Raw genomic sequence first — 24663 nt, forward strand, 5'->3', positions numbered from 1 at the left:
TCCTTAGCGTTGCCACTGGGCGCGTTTCAGCGACCAGACAAAGTCCAGTTTTTTGTAGCCGTCGAAGTCTGAGGCTGGCAGCGGGGCTGTCGGGTAAACAATGCCGTCCCCCTTGTTCAGGGCGAAATTGAAGTAGCCGTCGTCGTTCGAGTAGGCGGCAGTGCTGTGGCAGGCCAGGCAGGACGAGGTGTTCTGGAACGCCGATTCCAGCTGCGAGTTGGCCAGTACCTGGGTGATGGGTTGGAACTCGACTCCGATCAATTCGTATTTCGACAGGCTCGGGTTATTGGCCTGGAAGCTGACATTGACCGGCTTGGCGGCCGGAGTCGGCCCGGTGGTGTTGGTCATCGGCGCGGGTGTTGGCGCATTGGTCACGGTGTACTTGCTGTTGTTGATGTTTTCGAAGGTGGTCCAGACCCAGTTGCTGTCCAGCTTATTGACGACATGCAGGCCACTCAGTGCCGCGTAGCCAACCTGGTATTTTCCGTCCTGCTGGTAATAGGCCTGGGCAATGTAGTAGCCGTCGTTGACCAGGGTTTGTCGGTAGGTTGTGTCTGAGCCGATCCACAGCCACGCGGCTTTCAACTCCCAGGCGGTGGGCGGAAAGTTCAGGTCATTGGCCAGGGCGGCCTGGCCATTCACGTTGTAGACCTGGTTCTTCACGATGTAGTCGAAGGTGTCCTTGCCCATCAGCAGTTGAAAGCGTACGGGGTTGCCCTGTTGGGCGTCGGGCACGGCACCGCCCATTTGCAGGATCAAGCCGTCGACCTGTTGGGTGGCGTTGAGGTTATGGAAGGCACGGGACAGGTTCATGCCTTGCGCCTTGGCTTGTGTCACCACCTCGGCCGGCAGCGGTGCGGAGGTGTCATAGGCCCCCGGCGGGGCGCCATCGGGCAGGTAGACCTGGTCCGAGGGCTTCATCGTCTCCCACACGAGGTTGCTGCTCTGTGCCGTGCTGGGCTGGTTCAGGCAGGCGAACCAATTCCAGGCCATGGTCTCGGGGCTCTGGGCAAACGCGGTCCGGGTCTTGTTGATGTCGGCTCCAAACTGCAGGAAATTGCTGCAGTCGAAGTTGTTGGGGTCCTGTGCCTGGGCCAAACCGGCCAGGGCACTTAGAACAGTGATGGAAATGGCTCGCCGCATGGAAGCTCCTTGGCATTCGCCGTATCGGCATGAGGGTGCCCCTGGAAGTGTTCCAGGAGCAGTTGCTTCACCGCCGTGACCGCAAGGTGCTGCGGCAACGACAGATCACAATTGGTGATGAGCAGCGGGCCGGTCTTCGTGCTCTCCGGCAGCCGGCCGTGGCTGCCGCGGACCAGGCGGGTGTCCAGCGGAATCAGGTCCATGTAGTAGCGAAAGCCGAGCTTTTTCTGCAGCAGGCGGCGCGCCACTTTCAATTTTGGGAAGCGAATGGCTGGGTCGATGAACAGCTCAAGCGGGTCGTAGCCTGGCTTGCGATGGATGTCCACGGTGCGGGCAAAGTCGGGGGCCTTGCGATCGTCGAACCAGTAGTAGTAATCGAACCAGTAATCGGCGGCGGCCACGGCCACCAGCTCGCCGCTGCGGGGGTGATCCAGTTGCCAGGCCCGTTGTTCGGTTTTATCGAGCACCTGCTCGATGCCGGCCTGGCGTTGCAACAGTGCCTTGACCCGAGGGATGTCGCGCGCCTGCTTCACGTAAATGTGCGCGATCTGATGGTCGGCCACCGCAAACGCCGCACTGGCACCGGGATCGAGCAATTCCCAAGTCAGCGATTGGCGTACCTGCAACAAGCCTTCGGCACGTAACAACCGGTTGATGGAAACGGATTGGGTGACGGCTTCGATCCCGTATTCGGACAGCAGCATCACCGCCGCGCCTTGCGCTTGGGCAAAGGCCAGCAGACGTCCCACTTCGCTGTCGATGGCCCGTACCTCGTTGGCAATCGACGGGTGCTCGGGGCCCAGGCGTTGCAGGCTGTAGTCGAGATGGGGCAGGTAGATCAACTGCAGGTCGGGTCGATTGAGCTGGAATTCGGCGATGGCGCAATCGACGATCCAGCGGCTCGAGGCGATGCCGGCCGCCGGCCCCCAGAAACCTGGAAAGGGAAATTCGCCGATCTGCTGCTCGATACGCTCATGCAACGAGGCCGGCGTCGAATACAGGCCGAACATTTTTCGGCCATCGGCCGGGTAATGGGGGCGTGGGGTAATCGCGGCATCCACGTCCGCGTACATGTTGTACCACCAGAACAATTGGCTGCAGCGAAACCCGGGGTATTGACGCTTGAGTGTCTGCCAGACCTTTTCCCCCTGGATCAGTGCGTTGGGTTGCAGCCAGAAGCGGACTTCGGCCTGATCGCGAAAATACCAGCCGTTGCCGACGATGCCGTGTTCCGAGGGTGGCTGGCCCGTGAGGATCGAAGCCTGCACGGTAGAGGTGACCGCCGGGAACACCGGTTGCAGCGTGGCCATCCTGGCCGTTTTCAGCAGCGCATTGATGCAGGGCGTCGCGGCGCCCAGCAGCGCGGGGGTCAGGCCGACCACGTTGATCAGCAACAGCGGCTGGCGCGCAGGATCAGAGGGCATCGGCGCAGGCCTCCAGCGCTTGGGGTTGCAGCAACTGGCGCTGTTGCAACTGAGCCTCGACCCAGTGCAATTCCGCCGCGATGCCCTGGAGTTGGGCGTGCTCGGTCGTGGGCCGCAACTGGCTGGGCAGGACGCCCCAGCTGTAGGTTTCCACTTCCAGAACCGGGCGAAAATCCCCATGCTCGGCCAGAAAGTCGAAGGTTTGCGCCAGGGCGACCTGGCTGCCGCTGAGTTCAGGCAACAGCAGGTGTTCGCTGAACAACGGAATGTGGAAGTGAATCCTCAGTTCGGGATGGGCGGCGCCGTTCTGCTCACAGTCATCCAGCGCCGCAGGGAGGTCGGCCCAGGCCGATAACCGCGCCTGCCCGTCGTGGGCTTTCACTTGATGCAAGTAGGTGGGTTCGGCAAAGCCTGCCAATGTCTTGAGCACCTGTTCGCGCCGCGACTCGTCCTCCGGCAGGCGACAAATCAGCGCGTTGGATAGCTGGATCTTGCCGATGGGGATCCGGGCCCGACGCAATCGGTCCAGTGACTGATAGCAGTCTTCAAACATCACGGCCTGGTGACAGACGTCAAAACACAGCGCCAGGTACTCATGGTGCGGGTCCGTGGCTTGCCAGTGGTGGAAGAAGGCAATGGCTTGGTCGGTGTTTTCCAGCACGCAATCAGGTTCCATCTCCAGGCAGACCACGATCTTCTTGCCCGTCTCCCGTTGCAGCCGGGCCAGCGCGGCGGTGAGCTCGCGCAATTGACGCTCGGCACGTTGCTGTAGCGTCGGGTTCCAGTGCGCGGCATAACCCAGCGGCACGCTGGAAATCACCCCCTGGGCACAATCCGCCGGCAAGGCCTGGGCGAGAAACCGGGCCAGGTCCAGGCTGTACGTCAGTCGCTGTGGATCGGCCCAACTGGGCAGGTAGACGTCGGCTTTTACCGCGCCCTGGTGAAACTGGCCGTAGGGAAAACCGTTGAGCGAGGTCAGGCGCAGCCCGCTGCGTTGCAGCAGGTCGAGAAACTCCCCACGGGCCTGCGCCTGCTGGAGTTCGGCGGCAGCCACGGCGCTGATCCACAGGCCGCTGTCCTGGGTGTCCAGCCCGCGCAGGGTGCGTACGGTCTGGAAATGCCGTTCGACGGATGCGCGCAGCCCGCCCAGGTCACGGGTCGGGTGCACGTTGCTGCAATAGCCGATCTGCGTGGCCGTCCAACCCGTGCGGGCACTCATTTGATCACCGGCTCCTGGCCCCGCAGGGCGGAGTTGTCCTGCCACTGCCGCCGCTGATCGATGGGCAGGGGTGTGCTGACCAGGGTTTTGTCCAACTGGCCGCTCTGGGCAAAAAAGTCCACCGGGTTGTGGAACAGCACTTGTTCGACCTGGGTTTCACTGAAGCCGGCGGCCAGCATCGCCTGGCCGGTCTTGGGCACCTTGAGCGGGTCGCTGATGCCCCAGTCGGCCGCGCTGTTGACCACCATTTTTTCCGTGCCGTACTGCTGCAGCAGCGCGACCATGCGCTGTTCCGACATCTTGGTGTTGGGGTAGATGGAATGGCCGCGCCAGCAGTCGCTGTCCAGCACCAGGGGCAGGGTCAGTTCGTTGAGGTGGTCGATGATCACCAGGTGTTCGGAAATGCCGACCTCGCGGATGACCGCGAGCGTGCGTTTGGTGCCACCGATCTTGTCGCGGTGCGGGGTATGCACCAGCACCGGTAGATTGAATTGCCTGGCCAGCTCCAATTGGGCGGCGAGAAAGCGATCCTCTTCCGGGGTGATGTCGTCGTAACCGATTTCACCCACCGCCACCACGCCATCTTTCACCAGATAGCGCGGCAGAATCTCCAGCACTTCATTGGCCACCGACAGGTCATTGGCCTCCTTGGGGTTCAGGCCAATGGTGCAGAAATGATGGATGCCAAACATGCTGGCGCGAAAACGCTCCCAGCCCAACAGTGTGTCGAAGTAGTCGATAAAGCTGCCGACGCTGGTCCGGGCCTGGCCCTGCCAGAAGGCCGGTTCGATCACGCCGGTGATGCCAGCGGCCGCCATGTTCTGGTAGTCGTCGGTGGTGCGGCTGACCATGTGGATATGCGGGTCGAAGTACTTGAGCATGGTGAATCCTCGTCAAAAAGGCAGGGGACGGGCGGGTTTCAGTTCGGCAAAGTGCCGCCCAGGTGCGCCTGCCAGAGCGGCGGCAAGCGTTGTTGCTGGGCCAGGCCGGCCAGGCGCTGACGTTGCGCCGGGCTCAGCAGGGTGAAGGCAATCACGTGAGGCAGGCCGACGGACACCGTTCGTTCGGCGGCGAGTTGTTCGTCCAACAAGTCGAGGGCCAACTGGTTGAGGGTGACGCTGTGGCGTTGCGTCAGGCCGATCAGGCGTCGCACGTCGAGGCCCATGCCCAGCGCCTTTAACACCAGTTGGTTGAAGGCCCGTTCGTCGTAGTGACGCGACGGATAGGCGGTGTCCAGGGCGAGGGCGGCGAACACCTGACTGTTGCTGGTGCGCCCGGCCTGAAGGGCAAGCTCGACGCACAGCCCTCGGCAATCGAGCCAGTCAAGGGCCTTCAAGGTGGCGATTTTTTCCTGGTCGTCGCCCCACAGGAACAACTGGCGCAGCAGGGGCACCTGCTCGGCGCCGGGTTGTTGCTCCAGGACCTGGGCCAGCAGCAACGCCCGCGCGAGCTGGACATTGCTCCAGCCGTCAGTGCCGGGCTGGGCACGCTCCTTGAGGTTGCGCTTGCACTGGCCGCTCAGGAGCGCCGCGGTGTTGGCGTCCGGGTGTTGGGCAAGTTGCGCCTGTGCCAAGAGCCACCATTGCCGTTCGCTTTCATCGAGTGACTGGATGAAATTCCGGCGTTGTTCGTTCAGACAGTCGTGGCGCATGTCGAGGGCCGCCGATGCCGGTGCAGTAACGTCCGTGTTCATGTTGGTTTGATCCAGCGTTGGAAATGAGGAAGCAGGAAAAACACCAGGACACATAACAGGCTGCCCAGCGGCTGGTTGGCGACGGCCAGCACCAGGGCATCGAACAGCGGCAGGGCGGCCAGACCTGCACCGATAAAGGCGCGAACCTTCCGTTGCCGCGGGTTGGCCAGGTTGCGCCAGTAGTGCCAGCCCAACCAGCCAAGCCATATCAGCAGGACCGGCCAGAACCAGGCGTTGTCTGCGTAGATCGCCAACGCCAGTGGGCTCAGCATCAGCAGCAGAGGGAGGCGGCTGATCAGTTGGTTGCGGTGTTCCTGGCGGGCCAGGTAGGTCAGGCCGCTGATGTAGACGCCGAGTAAAATGGCGCAGAGCCAGATCGGTTCGGGTGGCATCGCCAGGCTGGCCGCCGCGGTGAGGTAGAGCGTTGAGCGGCAGGCACCCATCAGCCAGACGCTGTGGGCATATTTTTTGTGCAGCAGGTTGTAGCCGAGAATGCAGCCCACCAACAGGGTGGCGCTGCCCAGCAACCAATGCGGCTGCTCGATCAGCCGGCTCAGCCCCAGCAGCGCGACTGCGGCTAGCACCAGCAGCAGCGCCGTGGCCAACCGCACTTGCTGGCGGCTGACCAGGCCCAGGGTGATGGGGCGGGGATTATGGTGTTGTTGGTCCCAGTCGGCGTCCAACAAGTCATTCAAGAACATGCCGGCCAGGTACAGCAGCGACAGGGCCGCCAGCAGCAGGAGCCACACCAGGGACGACGGCGGTGCCAGGGCGCCGGCACTGCTGGCGAGCAGGGCGGCGGCCAAGGTGTTGGTCCATACCGTGGGCAGGTTGGACACGCGCCCGAGGGTCATCCAGGTCTTGAGGTCCGGCGACGACGGGTTCATTGCGCACAGCTCTCGTTCAGCGTCAGCGTAAGATCGACCTGGGTGGACAGCCGCTGCAAGGCTTGCTCCATTCGTGCGGTATCGATTTCGTGCAAGTCCACCGACTCGCCGATCCGGCTGAGCATGGGGATGGAGAGTTGCCCGCCCAGATGCTGGCGGAACTCCTCCAGCCCCAGCAAAACCAGTGAACGCCCCCGTGCATCTTGCAGGGTCAGTTCCGGCGGGTTCAGGCAGAAGCCGAGCTTGAGTAGCAGGCGCAGCACCCGGTCGCTGTCGGCGTCGCTCAACAGCCCCAGGGCATTGGCATAGAGCCCATCCAGGGCCATGCCCACCGCGACGGCTTCACCATGGCGCAGTCGATGGTGACTGAGATTTTCCAGTTTGTGGGCGGCCCAATGCCCGTAGTCCAAAGGCCGCCCATTACCGCGCTCGAAGGGATCACCGGCACCGGTGATGTGCGCCAGGTGCAATTCGGCGCAGCGGCGGATCGCGTAGCGGCTGGCTGCATGATCGAACTGGGCGAGGGCGTCGGCCTGTTGCTCCATCCACTGGAAAAACGCCGGGTCCTTGATCAGCGCCACCTTGACCGCCTCCGCCAACCCGGCGATCTGGTCGCGCCGGGTCAGGCTGGTCAGCAATTGAAAATCGTTGATGACCGCGGTGGCGGGATAGAAAGCCCCGAGCAGGTTCTTCTGGCCAAAGGCGTTGATGCCGTTTTTCACACCGATCCCGGCGTCGTTCTGGGCGAGCACGGTGCTGGGGATGCGAATCAGGCGAATGCCGCGGTGGAAGGTGGCGCAGGCGTAGCCCACCGCATCGAGCACCGCGCCGCCACCGAGGGCCAGCACATAGCAATGCCGGTCCAAGCCATGTTGCAGCATGTCGCTGTACAGCTGCTGCAACACCTGTGAATCCTTGCTCGACTCGCCGGCCGGGACCGCGATGGGCGGTGCCTGCAAATGCAGGTCCGGAAAATGACTGGCAAAGTAGGCATTGATTTGTTCCAGCAGGTGCGGGGTGCTGTGCAGCAGTTGTTCATCGGCGAACACCAGCACCGTGACCTGGCCCCGGTGCCCGGTCATGAGCTGGCGGTGCAAACAGGGATTGAGCGGGTCGAATACATGATCGGTGAACACCACCGGGTAGTCGTAGCTGACCTTGAAACGCCCGTGCAAAGGCGGCTCCGCGCCGTGCCGGCGAATGCTCTTGAACAGGCTGTACCCGGCGATGAACAGCCCAGGCAATACCATGCTGGCGAGCAGCGTCACCAACAGCGCATTCTGTTCGACGAGGAAGGTGCCGATGGCACTGTAGGCCAATGCGAGGCCGGCATTGGCCAGGGTGGTGACCAGGATGAATGCGCGTAATGGATAACGTTGCATGCCGGCGGCGACGACCGAGGTTTCCGCCAGTACCGGGACGCCGCGCAGGCAGATCAACGACAGCGTGCCCAACCGGTAGGCCAGTTGCCCCGGTTGGCGTTGATGCAGGCCCAGGCGGCCGGACAGCAGACGGAAGTAGCCGGCCCCCAGCGCATAACCCAGCCCGGCGCCCAGGCACAGGCCGACGAAAATCACCAGGTAACCCCCCAGGCTGCCGAGCATCGCCACGGCCAGCAGCGCGACCATGCTCGACGGCACCGGCAGCACCACGTCCAGCGCCAGCAGGGCAATCAGCAGCAAGGCCAGGTTGAGTTTCTGCGCGGGCGTCGAGGGCAGGTACAGGTTGATATGGGTCAGCAAGCCCTGGATCTGTTGTTCGAATAACAGGAAGCTGGCGATCACCAGGCCTGAAAAGCAAACCAATGACAGCCAGAAATGTACGGCTGGTCCTTTTTGCGAGAGCAAACGATACCCACGGCCATGCTTCATCAAGCATCCCTCTTGTTGTTATGACTGATTCCGTGTCAGTAATTAAAAGCAACGCCAAGTGTGTTTTTCAGGCCAATAGACGCTCTCGCCCAAGGGGCTGTCAGGTGTGGTTGAAGATGTGGTTGGAGACAGGTTTGAATCTAGACGGCCAGGGTATTTTTGCAAGGCGATCTGATGGCAATTTGATTGGGGGGACTTCGCCCTTCAGCTGACCCGCATCAGCCGCTTGTGCTGCGCATTCAGGGCCTCGAATACCCGCGCAACTGCGCCGGGCTGACGCCAAGGCGTTGCTTGAACAGCGTGGTCATGTGCGCCTGGGAATTGAAGCCGCAGGTGTGCGCGATGTCGGTCAGCCGGGCGCTTGAATCACGCATCAGCGCCCGTGCCTTGGCGAGGCGTCGGTCGATCAGGTAACTGTGTGGGCTTTTGCCGGTTGCCTGCTTGAAGGCCCGCATGAAATAACCCTCGGACAAACCCAGTAGCCCAGCCATTTCCTTGACTCCCAGCGGACCGCCGAGATCGGCGTCGATGAATTCATCGAGCAGGCGCATCCGGTTGCCCGTGATGGAACCTTGAGGGCGTGCCGAAAACGTTTTTTGGTCTTTCACCCGTTCAGCCAGCCCGAGCGCCCAGGCTTCCCAATCGCCCTCTGTCGTTGCACGCAGCAGTGCGCTGCGCATGCTCAAGGCGAGGGTGATGGCCTGCGGGTCAATACGATTGTTGAACGCATGTTCTCCCGGCAACGTCATGCCGTCGGTGCGCGCCACTCGCAGGTATTCACCGCCCCTGGGGGATTCGGAGAACACGTCGCATCCGGCGGGGACGAATGCCAGGCCGTTGGGTAGCGCCTCGAAGGGCAGCACACGATCACTGCCGATGGCGTGCATGCCGCGCTGGCTGTCGAAGGCAAAACCGATCGCCGACTGGGTCGCGACATAGCGGGTCGCGTAGGCGCAACCGGGCAGCAATTCGATCGCCCAAGGCCCTGCCTCGATACGACGGACCGATTCAGTTTGGGGCGGTGGTTGGCGGTTTCGCGGGTTCATGAGCAGCATAGTAGTGAAGAGCGGGCCCGAAAGTCAGGTCAGTTTTCTGAAAGCCTGCCGCTGGCGCGCTGATTAGACTGGGCAAAACCTGGAGGCCCATCATGCACACACTGACCCGCGACGACATCGAACACGCTGCCCGCCATCTCTACCAGTTCATGCCCGCCACTGCCCAATACGCCTGGCCGTTGCTGGCTGAACGGTTGGGTTGCACGGTGTGGGTCAAGCACGAGAATCACACCCCGACGGGGGCCTTCAAGGTGCGCGGTGGCCTGACCTTCGTGCGCTGGCTCAAGCGCGAGCACCCCGAGGCGAAAGGCATTGTCACAGCGACGCGCGGCAACCATGGCCAGAGCCTGGCGCTGGCGGCCACTGCACTGGGTTTGAAAGCCTTGATCGTTGTGCCGCAAGGTAACTCGGTGGAGAAGAACAATGCCATGCGTGGCTTTGGTGGCGAAGTGGTCGAGTATGGCCGCGATTTCGATGAGGCCCGGGAAGAGGCTGCACGCCTGGCCCATGCACAGGGGCTCTACCTGGTGCCGCCGTTCCATCCGGAGTTGGTCAAGGGCGTGGCGACCTATGGGCTTGAGCTGTTCAAGGCGGTGCCGGACCTCGACACCGTCTACGTGCCGATAGGCTGTGGCTCGGGGATCTGCGCAGTCATCGCCGCTCGCGACGCCTTGGGGCTGAAAACCCAGGTGGTGGGCGTCGTGTCCACCGAGGCCGTCGCGGCGAAGTTGTCCTTTGAAACGGGAAGGCTGTGTGAGACCCCTTCGGCGAATACCTTTGCCGACGGTTTGGCCGTGCGTAGACCCATCCCCGAGGCCTTTGCCATCTACGGAGCCGCTGCGGCGCGGATCGTCGCGGTCAGCGACGGGGAAATTGCCGAGGCCATGCGGGTGTATTACACCGATACGCATAACCTCGCCGAGGGAGCAGGCGCCGCGGCCTTGGCGGCACTCATGCAGGAGCGTGAAACGATGCGGGGGAAAAAAGTGGGGGTGATTCTGTCCGGTGGGAATATTGACCGGCCGGTGTATGCCCGATTGATTGGCTGAGCCATGGGGGCGGGAGATTCCTCGTCCGACTCTCGAACTTACAGGGAACACCTCCATGATGAACGCCATGCCGATGCCGATGATGGTCTGCACCTGCTGATTTGTTGCTAAGGACGGTGTGTATATCCGTCTCTGCGGTAACGGCCACTGACGGAAACCTGTGGGAGCGAGCTTGCTCGCGATAGCGGTGGGTCAGCTTGCGATGATGTTGAATGTGCCGCCGCCATCGCGAGCAAGCTCGCTCCCACATTGGATTTTCAGCAGACACAAAACTCATGTACACCGCAAAACCTGTGGGAGCGAGCTTGCTCGCGATAGCGGTGGGTCAGCTTGCGATGATGTTGAATGTGCCGCCGTCATCGCGAGCAGGCTCGCTCCCACCGTTTTCAAAGACGGATGTCCTCGGGCCCACGGATCGGCGCTTCAATCCTCGTCCCGGTCAGTCGTTCTTCGTTGGAGAAGCCGTCATAGTCAGCCAAGCCGGCAAAGCGGATACCGGTCAGCGCTTCGATTTGATCGACGCTGCGCCGGTAGGTCTTGAGTGCCCCGAACACCAATTCCAATTGTTCCAGCTCCTGGCGCTGGTCAATCATGTAGGCACTGGCCGAAGGTTTGCCGTCGTCACCGAGAAAGGCCACGACTTTCCAGAAGGCGGTGGGGATCTGTACGCCTCTGTACGTTTGATCATCGTCCCGGAACAACGGCCCGGTAAATATCGTCGCCCTGGCTTTCCACCGGCGTGTGTTATCGAGGATGTAATCCTCAAGTTCAAGCCAGGTTTTCTGATTGAAGGCTGCCATCTGCGGCGAGCAGTTGGTGAAGTGGAAGGTGTCGTTGTTGGCGGTCTGTGCGTCAGGCCCCCAATTGGGATCCTGTCGTCTGACCAGATGACCGCGATCCAGTAAATTGCCGGCGTACAGCGCTTCGCCAATCTGGGCGTCGCTGGGGATTCGACCGTCGTAGGCCCAGGCATCACGACGCCGGTCGATCTCGACGCTGCTGGCGCCATCGATGTTGACGCCCGCCACCAGGGCCAGACGTCGCCGTCGCGAAAGCATGATGGAGAAGTGCTGATAATCCAGGCGATTGTCGGCGGTGCCGGTCGGGTAGATGTCATCGACCAACGTCGCTTCCACGCTCGGCCAAGGCACTATGAAGTCGCCCAGAAAGCCGCTGTCGTATCCCTGCCGGTCTTGCAACTGCACCGCCGGCGTGACGGTGGGCTCTGCCTGTTTGCGCAGGGTGCCGGACACGCGCCTGGCGGTTTCCTGCAGCGGATGCAGATCGGCAAGCCGTGGTCGGTGGGCGAAATCCACCTGGAGTCCTTGCGGTGGCATGATCCTACCTCGCTGAATGGGAACGAAAGTAATCAGCAAACCTAGCGATCATGCTCCGGCACCATGAAATTTTTATGATGCTGCGTGGGAACAAAACACCGCGCAGTGAAGTTGATCGTCGACCTGTGGCTATGCCGCCTCCGCTGCCATCGCCGCCCGAACGCTGGGGCGTGCTGCGATTCGGGCCATGAACGACGCCAGCACCGGCCAGTCCCCGATCTCGATATTGAACAACGGCAACCAGCTCAAAACGGTGAACAGATAGCCATCAGCCAGGCCGAAGCGGCCCATCAGGTAGTCCTGTCGTGCAAGGGCCTGGCTGAGGTAGTCCAGGCGCTTGAACAGTTTTGCCCTGAAGATCGCTTTGCTTGGTTCGGCAATGTCGGCGTTGAACAGCGGGGCGCAACCGCTGTGGATTTCGGCGCTGATGAAGTTCAACCACTCCTGCAGGCGAACCCGCTCCCAGGTGCCGTTGGCCGGGGCTAGCGTGTTTCCGGGCACCAGGTCGGCCAGGTACTGGACAATGACGGGCCCCTCGGTCAACACGCTGCCGTTATCCAGCACCAAGGCGGCCACGTAACCCTTGGGGTTGATGGTCAGAAAGTCGAGCGCGTCGGCGGTGCGCTTGGTCTTGTTGTCGACCCGGATCAATTCAAAAGGCAGGCCCAATTCTCGCAGCACGATGTGCGGGGACAATGAGCAGGTCATGGGGGCAAAGTACAGTTTCATGGTTTCCTCACAGACGGGGAACGGGCCGCCAGAATCGGTGAGGCTCGGAACATTTTCAAAGGACATCTTCAGTGCTAGCGTATGACAAAATCTCATGAGCACAGCAAACCTCCATGGCCAGCCGAATCCCTTCTCTCAACGGCCTGAAAGCATTCGAGTCAGCCGCCAGGCACATGAGCTTTACCCAAGCCGCAGCAGAGCTGAACGTCACTCAAACAGCCATAAGCCATCAGATTCGCCGGCTCGAAGAGGAGTTGGGCGTGCGCTTGTTCCTGCGGCTCAAGGACGGTCTGGCCCTGACCCGTGAAGGTCAGGCCTATTTCCCAGGCGTTCGGTCGGCCTTCCATGAACTGCGCTATTGCACGGAGACGTTGCTGGAAAGCCGCAACAACAGCGTCTTGACGATCAGTACTCTGGTTTCGTTTGCCTCCAAATGGTTGCTGCCGCGGCTGGCGTCCTTCCAACAAGCGTTCCCGCATATTGATGTGCGTGTCACCGCATCCACGGAACGGGTGGACTTTCGTAAGGGCGGCGTCGATGCGGCCATTCGTTACGGCGTCGGTGACTGGAAGGGTGTGCGGGCCGACTGGCTGATGGCCGACGAAATCTTCCCGGTGTGCAGCCCCAGGCTGCTGCAAGGTCCCGCCCCCTTGCAGGACCCTGGCGACCTGGCCCAGCACACCTTGTTGCAGGTCAGCGGGGTGACCAGTGGCGACTGGGCTTCGTGGTTGAGTGCCGCTGGCCAACCGAAAAGACTGGCCGAAGGCAGCCGGCTGACCTTCGACCTGGCCATGATGGCCGTACAGGCGGCGGTTGATGGCCTGGGGGTGTGCATCGGCCGTTCAACGTATGTCGAGGATGACCTGAAGGCGGGACGCTTGGTTGCACCCTTTGATCTGCGGTTGAAGGATGGCCTGGGCTTTTACTTCGTCACCCTCCACGAACTGGCCGATGCGCCAAAGGTGCAGGCCTTTAGAACCTGGTTGATGGATTCGGTGAGTTTTGGCGCCGAAACATGATTACAGATACCGTTCAGTCCCCAGCCAACCAGCCGATATACACATAGAAGGTCCGGTTGTTTTCAGGGTTCACCGAGGGTACGTCATGTTTAATAAAAAACTAAAAAATGAACTGACGGCTAGGACGGCCGAATTGGCAACTTACAAAGGACTGGTCGGGGCCTTGGATAGGTCGATGGCTGTTATCGAGTTCAGCCCCGACGGCAAGGTCCTTCGGGCGAACGAGAATTTCCTGAGCACGATGGGGTACCGTGCAGAACAATTGGCCGGCCTGTCCCATCGGGATTTCTGCACCCCTGCGCTGGCGGGCAGCGCCGAGTACCGCGAGTTCTGGAACCAGTTGCGCGCCGGTCAATTCGTGTCCGGCACGTTTCAACGCCGCAGCGCCTCAGGCCAGAACGTGTGGCTGGAAGCCAGCTATAACCCGGTGGTGGACGAGCAAGGCCGCGTCGTGAAGGTGGTCAAGTACGCACTGGATGTCACCGCCAGGGTGGCCAATGAGGCCGAGACACGTGGCCGGCTGGCGGCCCTCGACCGGGCCATGGCGGTTATCGAGTTCGACCTGGACGGCAACATCCTGACCGCCAATGACAACTTCATGAATGTCATGCATTACTCACTCGCTGAACTCAAGGGCAAGCACCACCGGATGTTTTGCGAACCGAGCCTGGTGGGCAGCTCGGAGTACAGTGATTTCTGGCGTCGTCTCAACGCCGGTGAGTTTTTCAGCGGTCAATTCAAGCGCCTCGGCAAAAACGGCAAAGTCGTCTGGCTGGAAGCCAGCTACAACCCGGTCTACGACGCCGAAGGCAAGTTGTGTAAGGTTGTGAAGTTCGCCAGCGACATCACCGAACGGGTGGAGAAATTCGAAGAGGATTCGCGCGGCGCCTCCCGTGCGTACCACATCTCCGCCGAAACCGAACGCGTGGCCGAGCAGGGCGCCCAGGTGATCCACCAGACCGCCAAGGAGATGCGTGAGATCGCCGACAACATCGGCGCCTCCGCACGCCTGGTTGGACAATTGGGGGCTCGTTCGGAAGAGATCACGGCCATCGTCAACACCATTCGCGGCATTGCCGACCAGACCAACCTGCTGGCCCTCAACGCGGCCATCGAGGCGGCGCGGGCCGGCGATCAGGGAAGGGGGTTCGCGGTGGTGGCCGACGAAGTCCGGCAACTGGCCGGGCGTACCAGCCGCTCCACCTCGGAGATTGCTGAAATGATCGGCATGATCCTCTCCGAAACCCGCGATGCCGTCGCGAGTATGAACGTGACCCATGAGGGCGCCTTGCGCGGCGTCACCCTGGCAGACCAGGCCGGATCGGTCATCGTGCAGATCAGGAACGGGACCACCGACGCCCTCGATGCGGTCAGCATGTTTGCGTCCAAGCTCGACGAGTCCGAGGTGATCCCCAAGACGGCTATCGGCTGGGTGGGTTGAAGTGAGCTGAGTCCATGCCCTGGCGATCCATGTGCTTGACCCGTTCAAGCAGTACCGCTCGCAGCTCTGGCGGTCGCACGGGCTTGGCCAGCACCGAGATGTTCAGGCTGTGCAGCGATTGGCGTATCCGCTCGATCTCATGCCCGGTGATGACCAGCGCCGGGACTTGCCAGCCGCGCTGCTCGCGTATCGCGGCGATGCATTCGGAGCCGGAAACCTTCGTACCCAGGTCGAAGTCGGCAATGATGATGTCGCAATCGCTGGTCAGCCCTTCGCCGTCGCTGTGGGTTTCCACCTCGCAGCCCCATTTTTCCAGGAGCGCCGATGTCGCCATCAGGACGTTGGCGTCGTCTTCCACCAAGCACACCCGTAATCCGTCCAAGCGATGCTGGACGGGTAACACCTTGGGCTCCATGGCCCTTGGCGCCGCCAGTTCCAGGCCGCTGATCGCCACCTGGGTGCCTTGTCCTACGGTGGAACGGATATGTATATCGACACCGAGTATCTGGCTGATGCGCTTGACGATGGACAGGCCCAGGCCAAGGCCCTCGACATCCTTGTCGCGCACATGGCGCACGCGGTAGAACTCCTTGAACACTTCGGGCAAATGTTCGGCGGCAATGCCGCGCCCCTTGTCGTAGATCACCACGGCCAGGCGCGTGCCCTGGCGCCGCACACCGATCAGCACCGGTTGGCCGGGCGCGTATTTGAGGGCGTTGGACAGCAGGTTCTGGACCATTGTGGTCAGCATGCCTGGATTGACGCTGACCCAGTAAGGACAGGCGCGCAGGCGCAATTCGACCCCGGCCCAGCGAGCCGCCTCGGTGTTCTGCTTGACGACGTCCTGCAATAACGCTCCCAAATGGACGGTGTCCGCCTTCGGCATCAGTTGGCCGTGGTCCAGGGTGTAGATGTCGAGGATCGAACGGAACAGCTGCGATACGGTGTGCAGCGAACGGTCGATGTTGTCCACCAGCCGCAATTCTTCCAGGCCCAGCCTGGCGTCACGCAGGCAGGCGGTGAACAGGCCGATGGAATGAATGGGTTGGCGCAGGTCATGGCTGGCCTGGGCCAGGAACCGTGATTTCTCCTGGTTGGCCGCCATGGCTTCTTCGGAGGCAATGCGTGTGCGCTTGAGCAAAATGTGTGCGTAGGCGGGCACCACGATGGTGGTGACGATCACCATCAGGAACATGTAGGGCTGGGTGTGCCAGAATGGGTTGAGCCAGAAAACCAGCACCAGGGTCGACAGCGCGATAACGGTTGCCAGTGCCAGGTAGCGCGAGCCGAAGCGCATGCCATTGCCCAAGGTGACCCAGAGCAGCGCGGCGTAGATCGGCAGTGCGCTTTCACCGCCCAGCACCATGGCGAAAGCGATGCCTGTGTAGTCATGCAGCATCGAGAAGAGGCGTCGCCAGAAGAAGTGTCCCGGCCAACGCTTGATGATCATGCGCAGGAATACCGAGGCGACGATAAACGTCACGATGTAGACGATGATGGGCACGTAGCTTGTGGCATCACCGGGATGGAGACTGGCCAATACGACGATATACAACAGCGCACAGGCGCTGACGGTCAGGCGTAACGTCGCCTGGTCGAGTTCACTGTTCTTTTCCACTGGCTTTGGCATCTCATGATCTCTGATGCCTCCAAGCGTAGCGGCTAGTCTCGGTGAGGGTTGGGGACAGGCGTGATGCTGTCCCCAATGGACGAGCCATTGCGTCAGTAGACCCTGTAGTACTTCACGACGTCATCGACGAAATAAATGGTCAATACCGAGCCTTGGGTCTGGCTTTGGCCCGTTCTCGTGCCGGTCGCGCTGCTCATGTCATTGGCCACGGTCTGTACCTTGGACAGTTGGGCCGAGGTTTCATACATCTTCAGGCGCGTCTCGGGCGACACGTACTTATGGGCCAGCTTCATGTATTTATCCAGGCCCTCATCACCCTTTTCATAGGTCCAGTTCGACTCGTTGCTGGTGCTGGTCGAATTGAGTTCTTCATTGCTCGGCACGCCGAACATTTGAGTGATCTGGCCTTTTGTCGTCTTGCCCGGAATGATCGTTTGCTTGAGGTAAGCGACGTCGTATTTTTGCGCACCCTGATTCAAGGTGCTCATCAAATTACCCAAGTCAGCGGTGTTTGCACAGCCGTTGAGTACGCCCGCCAGCACGCACAGTGACAATCCGTTTCTAAGTGTTTTTCCATATACGAAGGACATGATGACTTTCCTTGAGTTAATGTCAGGACCCTTCCACTTCAACCGGGCAGTCGGTGAAGTTGACCCAGCATTGCGCCGCCTTTGGGTTTATTTAATCCATAGGCTTTGCACGCCATAACGTTTCGATAGGCACAGTGATACCGCATGGCGAATGGCGCGTTGGCTTTCTTTATGTTTGGCTGTTTGAACAGCCTTTTTAGGGAGCGTCCACAGCTTAGGGGGAGAGTACTGAGCGACGCTATAGTACAAGTGTGCTATCGCCTCGGAGGCGAGCAAAGGGGGGTAATGCTCAATGAGTATTGGCGGCTGTTACACATTTAATTGTCTGGTTTTTCCGACCATCCGCTATTGCTTGGGAAGTTGGAAAATTGCGCCGCAGCCGCTGCGCGCGTGGGGACACCCAGGGATTTGAGCAGGCTCGAGACATGGATGCGCACCGTGAACGGGGAAATGCCCAGGTCCCGGGCTATCTCCTTGTTGGTCTTGCCGGCCGCGATCAAGCCAAGTACCTGTCGTTGACGCGCAGTCAGTTGGGAAAACGCATCGTCCTGGACCGCGTTTTCGGCTTGATACTTCACCACCACTTCGCCTTCGCGTATTGCCATGATGGCGTCGGCAATGCCGGCGGGGTCGATATTCTTGCCGATGAAACCGTCAGCCCCCAGGGCCATCACCTGGGAAATAACATCGATGTCATCCATCATTGAAACCACAATAATGGAAGTCCGTTTGAACTCACTGCGCAACTGGCCGATGACGTGCAGCGATTTGATCCCGGGAAAGCGCAGGTCGAGTATCAGGGAGTCCACTTCCACCCCGGAACGCGCCAGCGTCAATACTTCCTCCAGATTGCCCGCTTGTTCTATGGTGGCTGCCGGCAGAAGCCGTTCGAGGGTTCTCAACATACCTTCACGAAACAAAGGATGGTCATCTGCCACAATGACTCTGCATGTCATGCTTCAGATCCTTCTGATTACAAGTTCGCGCATCGTAACCTAAACGGCCCTTCGGGTTTCAGTTTGAAACAAACTTTCATGTTGGAATAAACCTGTGAATATGACGGAAAAGAATAGCGAGCTTGATCAGGCCACATTGAGGTTGACGGTCGGGGCATGTACTGCGCTGTACATCATTGTGGTGGCCTTTCTGGCCAGTGACTTCGAAACCTATGTACCGATCCTGTGGTACATGGTCTTTTTCTTCGGCACCGCGATCCCGCTACGCATGGCGGTCAAGCGCTGGCCTGGGCACTTCTTCCTGCGTCGTCTTTTTGCCATGACACTGGATTACGCAAGCCTCGCCTTCGCCTTGATCGTGGGCGGGGAGGGCACGCTGCCGGCGTACGCGGCATTGCTCTGGGTAACGTTGGGCAATGGCATGCGTTTCGGCTCGCGCTACCTGGCGCTGGCAACCGGTATCGCGCTGTCGACCCTGGGGGTGATTTTCCTGCTCACACCGTTCTGGCGTGGCCAGCCCTACCTGTTCCTGACGTTGATCGTCACCACCATCGTGGTGCCTGCCTACGCGCATATCCTGCTGACCCGTACCCGCATCGCTTCGCAAGAGGCGATTGCCGCGAACCAGGAAAAATCCCGCTTCCTGGCCCAGGCCAGCCATGACTTGCGCCAGCCCATCCACTCGATCGGCCTGTTCACCGCCTGCCTGCGCGATGCCCGGCTGGGCCAGGAAGAGTTGCGACTGGTGGACAATATCGACCGTTCGCTGCACATCGTGTCACAGCTGTTTCGTTCGATCCTGGACATCTACACTCTCGATAACGGGCAGCTTGAACCGCAGGCCGAACCCGTGCACCTGGGGGCGCTGCTCCAGGACGTGGTCAAGCAGAACACCGAAGCCGCCCGCTGGGCCGGTGTCGAGTTGCGCCTGCGCGCCTGTCCTTACTGGGTCAGCGTCAATCCAGGCATGCTGACCACAATGGTCCAGAACCTGCTGTCCAACGCCCTCAAATACGCGCCCGGCCAACCGGTGCTGATCGGTGTGCGGCGCCAGGGCACGCGCCTGGCCGTGGTGATCTACGACAAGGGGCGCGGCATTGCCGCCGAACATCTGCCTGATGTGTTCAAGGAGTTTTATCGGGTACGCCACGTCCGTGACAAGGACGTCGAGGGTCTGGGTCTGGGGTTGTCTATCGTCAAGCGAATCAGCCACCTGATCCATCTGGACATCCAGCTGGACTCCCGGCTCGGCCAGGGCACACGTGCCATGATCCAAGGGCTGGAAAGGGTCGCGCCAAGGGTGGTGATAGACAGACCGCTGCCCACGCAAAGCCGCTTGCAGGGCTTGCGGGTGTGCCTGGTGGAGGATGACGACAATGTGCTGATGGCGACGTCTGCGCTGTTGGAGAAGTGGGGATGCGAAGTGGAAACCCACAGCGACGGGGTGGGCGTGACCAGTGACTGCGACATCATCATTGCCGACTTCGACCTGGGTACGAAGGTCTCGGGGGCCGAATGCATCGCCGCGATTCGCGAACAACGGGGCTGGGAAGTCCCCGCCATGATCATGACCGGCCATGAGATCGAAAGAATTCGCCACGCTTTGCACCACATGAATATTTCGATCCTCCCCAAGCCGGTGCGACCTCCGGAGTTGCGGGCGACCTTGCTCGAATTGACCAAGCATTTCGCCAGTGTCAGGACCTGAGCCCACCATTCCATTTTATGAAACGGTGGATTGCAGTTTGTGCGTATTCCTGCGCAACCGCTTTGGGCAGAAGATGACTCCAGCCACTTGCATACCCATGCAGAAGGTGGCGGAGAATCCCTAACCGTAGCGCACTGGCGCAGGCGTTCATGCTGCGAGCGCGAGGAGTAGCTGATGGACGAAGCCTTGCAAGCAAAAAACTCGCCCTGGCACGAAGGAGAGCTGACCTTGCAGCGCTCCGTCGGGGCCGTCGACATGATGGCCGGTGTCGGCCAACGGCAACTGGCGCGTACGTGGATGCCGGACCAGCACCGGGAGTTCTACGCCCAACTGCCGTTCGTGGTGCTGGGGGCGGTGGATCGGCAAGGCGATGTGTGGGCGACCCTGCGCGCGGGACAACCGGGGTTCATGAGCTCGCCCGATCCGCAGACCCTGCACATCAACCTTGAGCCCGAGCCGAACGACCCGGCCCAGGAAGGCATGGGCGAGGGGGATGCCATCGGCATGCTGGGGATCGAGTTGCACACCCGTCGGCGTAATCGCATGAACGGCGTCGTGCGCCGTCAGCTTGCCCCGGGGCTGGAGATTGCAGTGAGCCAGGCCTATGGCAACTGCCCTCGCTACATCAACCTGCGCCAGTACCAATTTGTCGACGCGCAGGCCGCCGCACCGCGTCAATTGACCGTGTCAGACCCGCTGGTCCGTCGCCTGGTGACAGCGGCCGATTCGTTCCATATCGCCACCTACGTGGTGCGCGATGGCGAGCGGCAGGTCGATGCTTCCCACCGTGGCGGCAAGCCGGGGTTCGTGCGCATGGATGAAGACGGATCGCTGACCATTCCGGATTTTTCCGGCAACCTGTTCTTCAATACCTTGGGCAACATCCTGCTCAATCCACGGGCCGGGCTGGTGTTCGTCGATTTCCAGACCGGCGATCTGCTGCAAATGAGCGGCTCGGCGCAAGTCCTGCTGGACGATCCCCAGATCAATGCCTTCCAAGGCGCCGAGCGGCTGCTGCGCTTCACGCCGCAACGCATCGTCTATCGCCCGGCCGCCATCGCGCTGCGCTGGAAGGACCAGGACGAGGGCGATTCCCCCAACTCGTTAATGACCGGCAGCTGGGAGCAAGCCGCCGAGCGCTTGCAGGCCGAGGCGCTGCGTAGCCGCTGGCGTTCGTTGCGGGTCGAGCGGGTGGTGGATGAGAGCCACAACATTCGCTCGTTCTACCTGCAGGCGAGCGATGGCTTGGGTTTGCCTCGGTTTGAAGCCGGACAACATTTGCCGGTGCGAATCCAGCTGGAGGGGCAGAAAGCTCCGTCGATCCGGACCTATAGCGTCTCCAGTGCGCCGTCGGATGATTTCCTGCGCATCAGCGTCAAGCGCGATGGATCGGTGTCGTCCCACCTGCATGAGCAGGTGCGGGCGCTGCAGGAGATCGAAGCGCGGGCGCCCCAGGGTCATTTCACCGTCCAGGCCACCGAGCGGCGTCCATTGGTGTTGCTGGCAGCGGGGGTGGGTATCACGCCGTTGTTGTCGATGTTGCGTGAGGTGGTTTACCAGGGACAACGCATCAGTCGTATGCGTCCGGTCTGGTTGCTGCAAAGCGCCCGCTCGGTGGCCGACCTGGCGTTCCGTGAAGAGATCGACGAACTGGCCGCCCGTGCCGGCGACAAGCTCAAGGTCGTGCGCATGGTCAGCCAACCGCCCACTGAGGGAGGGGGCGCGGAAGGCTATGACCTGGCGGGCCGGATCGATGTGGAGTTGCTGAAGAAACTGCTGCCTCTCAATGACTACGACTTCTATTTGTGCGGGCCGGGCAGCTTTACCCAGGCCCTGTACGACGGGCTGCGCAAATTGCGCATCCCTGACGATCGCATCCATGCGGAAACCTTCGGTCCCTCCACCCTGGTGCGGGATCTGGAAGTCAGCATGTCGGCGCCCCAGCAAGTGCCGGCCGCGACTGAAGCGGTAAAGGTCTTGTTCGCCAGTTCCGGCAAGGAGGCCCGTTGGGAGCCCGGCGGTGGAACGCTGCTGGAACTGGCCGAAGCGCGCGGCCTGAACCCGGAATTCAGCTGCCGCGGCGGTTCCTGCGGCACCTGCAAAACCCGCTTGAGCCGCGGTCAGGTGCATTACCTGAGCCAGCCGGCCGAACCGGTTGGCGAAGGTGAAGTGCTGATCTGTTGTGCGGTGCCGGCCCAGGGGAGTGAGCCGTTGGTGCTCGAGGTCTAGGGTTTCTGATCGTTTCACCAGGTGAAATGCTGGATTGTAAAAGCTGGTTATTCCGCTGTCCGGAGCAGGAGCGGAGGATAGCGCCATCGACGCGATCACCGCTTCGAGCCCAAACCACATGGAGTACGTCATGTCTGAGAACGCGATCAAACTTTATCGCCACCCGTTGTCGGGTCACGCCCATCGTGTCGAGCTGATGCTCTCGCTGCTGGGTCTGCCGACCGAGCTGGTATTCGTGGACTTGATGAAAGGCGAGCACAAGACCCCGGAGTTTCTCGCCATCAACAGCTTTGGGCAGGTGCCGGTGATCGATGACAACGGTGTGGTCCTGGCCGACTCGAACGCGATCCTGGTCTACCTCGCAGCCAAGTACGGCAAGGGCCGATGGCTGCCCAGCGATCCGCTCGCCCAGGCTCGGGTGCAGCGCTGGCTTTCGGTGGCCGCGGGCCAGATCAACCAGGGGCCGGCCAATGCCCGGTTGATCACCGTGTTCGGTGCGGGCTATGACGCCGAAGACGCCATCAAACGTTCCCATGCCCTGTTGAAGGTGATGGAGACGGAGCTAGGGCAAAGCCGGTTCCTGGCCGGTGAGCAACCGACCATTGCTGACGTGGCCGCGTACACCTACGTCTCCCATGCGCCGGAAGGCAACGTCGCGCTGACCGACTACCCCAACGTCCGGGCCTGGCTGGGCAGCATCGAAGCCCTGCCGAATTTCGTCGGCATGCAGCGTACCGCCAAGGGCTTGCAGCAAGCCTGAGTCAAACGCAGGAGCTTGCCGGGACGCGTCCTCCGGCAAGCCTCCAGACATAGCAAGTATGTTCAATCTCCCTCAAGCAAGGCTGGATCCCATGGATCGCTTTCAGGAAATGCAAATTTTCATGGTGGTGGCCGAAGAGGAGGGGTTCGCCGCTGCCGCCCGGCGCCTGCGCATTTCGCCACCGAGCGTGACACGGGCCATTGCGGCGATGGAAGAACGGATCGGCACCCAGCTGTTGTCTCGCACCACCCGCAATGTGCACCTGACCGAAGCGGGGCAACGCTACCTGGAAGATTGCCGGCGGATCCTGAGTGAACTCGAAGAGGCCGAGGAGGCAGCCGCCGGCAGCTACTCGATCCCGTGCGGGTATCTGACGGTCACCGCGCCGGTGCTGTTCGGCGAGTTGTACATCGCACCTTTGTTGACGGATTACCTGGATCAATTTCCCTCGGTACACCTCAACGCCTTGTTGGTCGACCGCGTGGTAAATATTGCGGACGAGGGCATTGATGTGGCGATCCGCATCGGCCATTTGCAGGAAAACAATCAGCACGCCATCAAGGTCGGTGAGGTACGCCAAGTGATCTGCGGTGCCCCGGCCTATTTCCAGCGCCATGGACGGCCAACCCATCCTGGCGAGTTGAGCAAGGCCAATATTGTGATGTCTTCGGCCAGTCATCTGCTGAGCCACTGGCAGTTCATGGACGCCGCAAACTCGCTGAGCCTGCGCGTTGAGCCACGCCTGGTGGTGACCGCGAATCAGGCCGCGATCAACATCGCCCGCCAGGGCTGGGGCGTTACCCGGGTATTGTCCTATCAAGTGGCCCGGCAGGTCGCCGAGGGTGAACTGGAAGTGGTGCTCAAGGCCTTCGAACCACCGGCGTTGCCGATCCACGTGGTGTATCAGAAGAGCAATCGAGTGCCGGCCAAGGTGCGCACGTTCGTGGACTTCCTCGCGGATCGGCTGGGAGGCGACGTCACGCTCAAGCCTGTCGTAAAAGGCGCCGGCTGATGGCGCGCCACCAGGAAATGCTGATATTCCACGCGCTGTCGCAGTGCCCCAGCCTCGCCTCGGCCGCCCAGCGCCTCAACGTTTCCGGACCCACCGTGATGCGTGCGGTCGCTCGGCTGGAGGCGCGACTGGGTGTGCAGTTACTGTCACGAAGCACGCGCGGGGTGGTGTTGACGGAAGCCGGGGTCGGCTTCATGGCCGATTGCTCACGCATTCTCAAGGCCGTCGACGAGGCTGAAGCATCGGCCAAGGGTTGGCATGTCCAGGCGCAGGGCAATTTGACGATTCTGTTGCCCGCGTTGTTCAGCCGTTATGTCATGGCGCCGGTGTTGGCCGGCTACATGGATCTCTTTCCCGAAATCAAGGTATTTGCCCACTACCATGATCGTTTCCCGAACATGCATGACGAGGGGCTGGATGTGGCGGTGCTGGTGGGACCTCTACCCAGTTGCTCATTGATCGCACGACCTGTCGGCAGCGTTCGCTCGCTCGTCTGCGCCAGTCCTGGTTACTTGGCGATGCAGGGTGAGCCGGTTGTGCCGCAGGATCTGCACGATCATCGATTGATCGCCACGCAGGCCAACCAGGATTGGGTCCAGTGGTCTTTTCAACAACAGGGCGAGGCCAACTGCGTGAAGGCACGCACGCGGCTCAGTTGCGCAACGCTACAGGCGGCCATTGACGCTGCGGCTCATGGGGCCGGGTTGACGCGCTGCTTGAGCTATCCGTTGTACGACTATCTGAGCAGCGGACGCTTGCGCAGGGTCTTGCAAGCCTATGAACCGCCCTCGATACCCGTGCATGTGGTCTACCGTGAAAGACGCAAGGCGCCGATGCGCGTGCGCAGTTTCGTGGACTACATCGTCGAGCACCTGCGCGCACACCCGGCCCTGCGAGCGGATAGCGCTTGA

Annotated in this window: 20 protein-coding genes and 2 pseudogenes; 9 read left to right on the plus strand and 13 right to left on the minus strand. The window is 61.2% G+C overall.

Features of this window, described 5'->3' with window-relative positions; translation table 11 throughout:
* Positions 1-3 precede the first annotated feature (3 nt).
* From AB4N80_RS17085 to AB4N80_RS17120, 8 genes are all read right to left on the minus strand, one after another.
* A complete protein-coding gene (locus AB4N80_RS17085) occupies positions 4-1143 on the minus strand; it encodes a hypothetical protein (protein ID WP_122565796.1) in 1140 nt (379 codons plus the stop codon).
* Positions 1113-2567, minus strand: coding sequence for an alkaline phosphatase family protein (locus AB4N80_RS17090; RefSeq protein WP_305481767.1), 1455 nt, complete (start codon positions 2565-2567; stop codon positions 1113-1115). Before AB4N80_RS17090 ends, AB4N80_RS17085 begins: the two co-directional genes overlap by 31 nt.
* Positions 2557-3786, minus strand: coding sequence for a metabolite traffic protein EboE (eboE, locus tag AB4N80_RS17095; protein WP_460078046.1), 1230 nt, complete (start codon positions 3784-3786; stop codon positions 2557-2559). Before eboE ends, AB4N80_RS17090 begins: the two co-directional genes overlap by 11 nt.
* A complete protein-coding gene (locus AB4N80_RS17100; protein ID WP_122565793.1) occupies positions 3783-4667 on the minus strand; it encodes a TatD family hydrolase in 885 nt (294 codons plus the stop codon). Before AB4N80_RS17100 ends, eboE begins: the two co-directional genes overlap by 4 nt.
* A 38-nt stretch (positions 4668-4705) precedes the next feature.
* Positions 4706-5479: an EboA domain-containing protein gene (locus AB4N80_RS17105; protein ID WP_460078048.1), complete on the minus strand. Its 774-nt coding sequence runs from the start codon at positions 5477-5479 to the stop codon at positions 4706-4708.
* Positions 5476-6366 (minus strand): UbiA family prenyltransferase, encoded by an 891-nt coding sequence (locus tag AB4N80_RS17110; protein ID WP_460078049.1) that lies wholly within the window; start codon positions 6364-6366, stop codon positions 5476-5478. Before AB4N80_RS17110 ends, AB4N80_RS17105 begins: the two co-directional genes overlap by 4 nt.
* The gene (locus tag AB4N80_RS17115; protein WP_460078051.1) at positions 6363-8237 is read right to left on the minus strand and encodes a 3-dehydroquinate synthase; all 1875 of its coding nucleotides are present in this window, start codon (positions 8235-8237) and stop codon (positions 6363-6365) included. The genes AB4N80_RS17110 and AB4N80_RS17115 overlap by 4 nt, the downstream gene beginning before the upstream one ends.
* Positions 8238-8476: 239 nt before the next feature.
* Entirely contained in the window at positions 8477-9292 is an 816-nt protein-coding gene (locus AB4N80_RS17120; RefSeq protein WP_122565789.1) for a helix-turn-helix transcriptional regulator, read from the minus strand.
* A gap of 92 nt (positions 9293-9384) precedes the next feature.
* On the opposite strand from AB4N80_RS17120, the gene AB4N80_RS17125 reads away from it, so the two are divergent.
* On the plus strand, positions 9385-10341 hold the full coding sequence (locus AB4N80_RS17125; RefSeq protein WP_305481763.1) for a threonine dehydratase: 957 nt from the start codon (positions 9385-9387) through the stop codon (positions 10339-10341).
* A gap of 386 nt (positions 10342-10727) precedes the next feature.
* On the opposite strand, the gene AB4N80_RS17130 is transcribed toward AB4N80_RS17125, so the two are convergent.
* The gene (locus tag AB4N80_RS17130) at positions 10728-11678 is read right to left on the minus strand and encodes a DNA/RNA non-specific endonuclease (protein ID WP_122565786.1); all 951 of its coding nucleotides are present in this window, start codon (positions 11676-11678) and stop codon (positions 10728-10730) included.
* 129 nt (positions 11679-11807) lie between these two features.
* Positions 11808-12407: a glutathione transferase GstA gene (gene gstA / locus AB4N80_RS17135; RefSeq protein WP_122565873.1), complete on the minus strand. Its 600-nt coding sequence runs from the start codon at positions 12405-12407 to the stop codon at positions 11808-11810.
* 113 nt (positions 12408-12520) lie between these two features.
* On the opposite strand from gstA, the gene AB4N80_RS17140 reads away from it, so the two are divergent.
* From AB4N80_RS17140 to AB4N80_RS17150, 3 genes and pseudogenes are all read left to right on the plus strand, one after another.
* Positions 12521-13426: a transcriptional regulator GcvA gene (locus AB4N80_RS17140; protein ID WP_460078053.1), complete on the plus strand. Its 906-nt coding sequence runs from the start codon at positions 12521-12523 to the stop codon at positions 13424-13426.
* A 175-nt stretch (positions 13427-13601) separates the two neighbouring features.
* Positions 13602-14231 (plus strand): annotated as a pseudogene (locus tag AB4N80_RS17145) (PAS domain-containing protein); the annotation flags it as partial.
* 162 nt (positions 14232-14393) lie between these two features.
* A pseudogene (locus AB4N80_RS17150) lies at positions 14394-14867 on the plus strand (methyl-accepting chemotaxis protein); the annotation flags it as partial.
* Here the strand turns inward: AB4N80_RS17150 and AB4N80_RS17155 are convergent.
* The 3 genes from AB4N80_RS17155 to AB4N80_RS17165 all read right to left on the minus strand — a co-directional run bounded on the left by AB4N80_RS17155 (position 14848) and on the right by AB4N80_RS17165 (position 18043).
* Positions 14848-16497 (minus strand): ATP-binding response regulator, encoded by a 1650-nt coding sequence (locus AB4N80_RS17155; protein ID WP_240998429.1) that lies wholly within the window; start codon positions 16495-16497, stop codon positions 14848-14850. The pseudogene AB4N80_RS17150 and the gene AB4N80_RS17155 sit on opposite strands and share 20 nt — an antisense overlap.
* Positions 16498-16589: 92 nt before the next feature.
* Entirely contained in the window at positions 16590-17087 is a 498-nt protein-coding gene (locus AB4N80_RS17160; RefSeq protein ID WP_122565783.1) for a hypothetical protein, read from the minus strand.
* 317 nt (positions 17088-17404) lie between these two features.
* On the minus strand, positions 17405-18043 hold the full coding sequence (locus tag AB4N80_RS17165) for a response regulator (protein WP_122565782.1): 639 nt from the start codon (positions 18041-18043) through the stop codon (positions 17405-17407).
* A 100-nt stretch (positions 18044-18143) separates the two neighbouring features.
* On the opposite strand from AB4N80_RS17165, the gene AB4N80_RS17170 reads away from it, so the two are divergent.
* The 5 genes from AB4N80_RS17170 to AB4N80_RS17190 all read left to right on the plus strand — a co-directional run bounded on the left by AB4N80_RS17170 (position 18144) and on the right by AB4N80_RS17190 (position 24663).
* Positions 18144-19751 (plus strand): ATP-binding response regulator, encoded by a 1608-nt coding sequence (locus AB4N80_RS17170; RefSeq protein WP_122565781.1) that lies wholly within the window; start codon positions 18144-18146, stop codon positions 19749-19751.
* Between the two features lie 174 nt (positions 19752-19925).
* Positions 19926-21980 carry a 2Fe-2S iron-sulfur cluster-binding protein gene (locus AB4N80_RS17175; RefSeq protein ID WP_305490657.1) on the plus strand — a complete coding sequence of 685 codons (2055 nt, stop codon included), beginning with the start codon at positions 19926-19928 and terminating at the stop codon, positions 21978-21980.
* A 130-nt stretch (positions 21981-22110) separates the two neighbouring features.
* Positions 22111-22740 carry a glutathione S-transferase family protein gene (locus AB4N80_RS17180; protein ID WP_122565779.1) on the plus strand — a complete coding sequence of 210 codons (630 nt, stop codon included), beginning with the start codon at positions 22111-22113 and terminating at the stop codon, positions 22738-22740.
* A 91-nt stretch (positions 22741-22831) separates the two neighbouring features.
* On the plus strand, positions 22832-23752 hold the full coding sequence (locus AB4N80_RS17185) for a LysR family transcriptional regulator (RefSeq protein WP_122565778.1): 921 nt from the start codon (positions 22832-22834) through the stop codon (positions 23750-23752).
* Positions 23752-24663, plus strand: coding sequence for a LysR family transcriptional regulator (locus AB4N80_RS17190; protein ID WP_122565777.1), 912 nt, complete (start codon positions 23752-23754; stop codon positions 24661-24663). The genes AB4N80_RS17185 and AB4N80_RS17190 overlap by 1 nt, the downstream gene beginning before the upstream one ends.

The sequence above is a fragment of the Pseudomonas sp. H3_A02 genome (assembly GCF_054671965.1).

What these genes read in the sequence shown, in the direction of transcription:
- AB4N80_RS17085 (WP_122565796.1), bottom strand. Translation starts at nt 1,143, where the DNA reads ATGCGGCGAGCCATTTCCATCACTGTTCTAAGTGCCCTGGCCGGTTTG.
- AB4N80_RS17090 (WP_305481767.1), bottom strand. Translation starts at nt 2,567, where the DNA reads ATGCCCTCTGATCCTGCGCGCCAGCCGCTGTTGCTGATCAACGTGGTC.
- eboE (WP_460078046.1), bottom strand. Translation starts at nt 3,786, where the DNA reads ATGAGTGCCCGCACGGGTTGGACGGCCACGCAGATCGGCTATTGCAGC.
- AB4N80_RS17100 (WP_122565793.1), bottom strand. Translation starts at nt 4,667, where the DNA reads ATGCTCAAGTACTTCGACCCGCATATCCACATGGTCAGCCGCACCACC.
- AB4N80_RS17105 (WP_460078048.1), bottom strand. Translation starts at nt 5,479, where the DNA reads ATGAACACGGACGTTACTGCACCGGCATCGGCGGCCCTCGACATGCGC.
- AB4N80_RS17110 (WP_460078049.1), bottom strand. Translation starts at nt 6,366, where the DNA reads ATGAACCCGTCGTCGCCGGACCTCAAGACCTGGATGACCCTCGGGCGC.
- AB4N80_RS17115 (WP_460078051.1), bottom strand. Translation starts at nt 8,237, where the DNA reads ATGAAGCATGGCCGTGGGTATCGTTTGCTCTCGCAAAAAGGACCAGCC.
- AB4N80_RS17120 (WP_122565789.1), bottom strand. Translation starts at nt 9,292, where the DNA reads ATGCTGCTCATGAACCCGCGAAACCGCCAACCACCGCCCCAAACTGAA.
- AB4N80_RS17125 (WP_305481763.1), top strand. Translation starts at nt 9,385, where the DNA reads ATGCACACACTGACCCGCGACGACATCGAACACGCTGCCCGCCATCTC.
- AB4N80_RS17130 (WP_122565786.1), bottom strand. Translation starts at nt 11,678, where the DNA reads ATGCCACCGCAAGGACTCCAGGTGGATTTCGCCCACCGACCACGGCTT.
- gstA (WP_122565873.1), bottom strand. Translation starts at nt 12,407, where the DNA reads ATGAAACTGTACTTTGCCCCCATGACCTGCTCATTGTCCCCGCACATC.
- AB4N80_RS17140 (WP_460078053.1), top strand. Translation starts at nt 12,521, where the DNA reads ATGGCCAGCCGAATCCCTTCTCTCAACGGCCTGAAAGCATTCGAGTCA.
- AB4N80_RS17155 (WP_240998429.1), bottom strand. Translation starts at nt 16,497, where the DNA reads ATGCCAAAGCCAGTGGAAAAGAACAGTGAACTCGACCAGGCGACGTTA.
- AB4N80_RS17160 (WP_122565783.1), bottom strand. Translation starts at nt 17,087, where the DNA reads ATGTCCTTCGTATATGGAAAAACACTTAGAAACGGATTGTCACTGTGC.
- AB4N80_RS17165 (WP_122565782.1), bottom strand. Translation starts at nt 18,043, where the DNA reads ATGACATGCAGAGTCATTGTGGCAGATGACCATCCTTTGTTTCGTGAA.
- AB4N80_RS17170 (WP_122565781.1), top strand. Translation starts at nt 18,144, where the DNA reads ATGACGGAAAAGAATAGCGAGCTTGATCAGGCCACATTGAGGTTGACG.
- AB4N80_RS17175 (WP_305490657.1), top strand. Translation starts at nt 19,926, where the DNA reads ATGGACGAAGCCTTGCAAGCAAAAAACTCGCCCTGGCACGAAGGAGAG.
- AB4N80_RS17180 (WP_122565779.1), top strand. Translation starts at nt 22,111, where the DNA reads ATGTCTGAGAACGCGATCAAACTTTATCGCCACCCGTTGTCGGGTCAC.
- AB4N80_RS17185 (WP_122565778.1), top strand. Translation starts at nt 22,832, where the DNA reads ATGGATCGCTTTCAGGAAATGCAAATTTTCATGGTGGTGGCCGAAGAG.
- AB4N80_RS17190 (WP_122565777.1), top strand. Translation starts at nt 23,752, where the DNA reads ATGGCGCGCCACCAGGAAATGCTGATATTCCACGCGCTGTCGCAGTGC.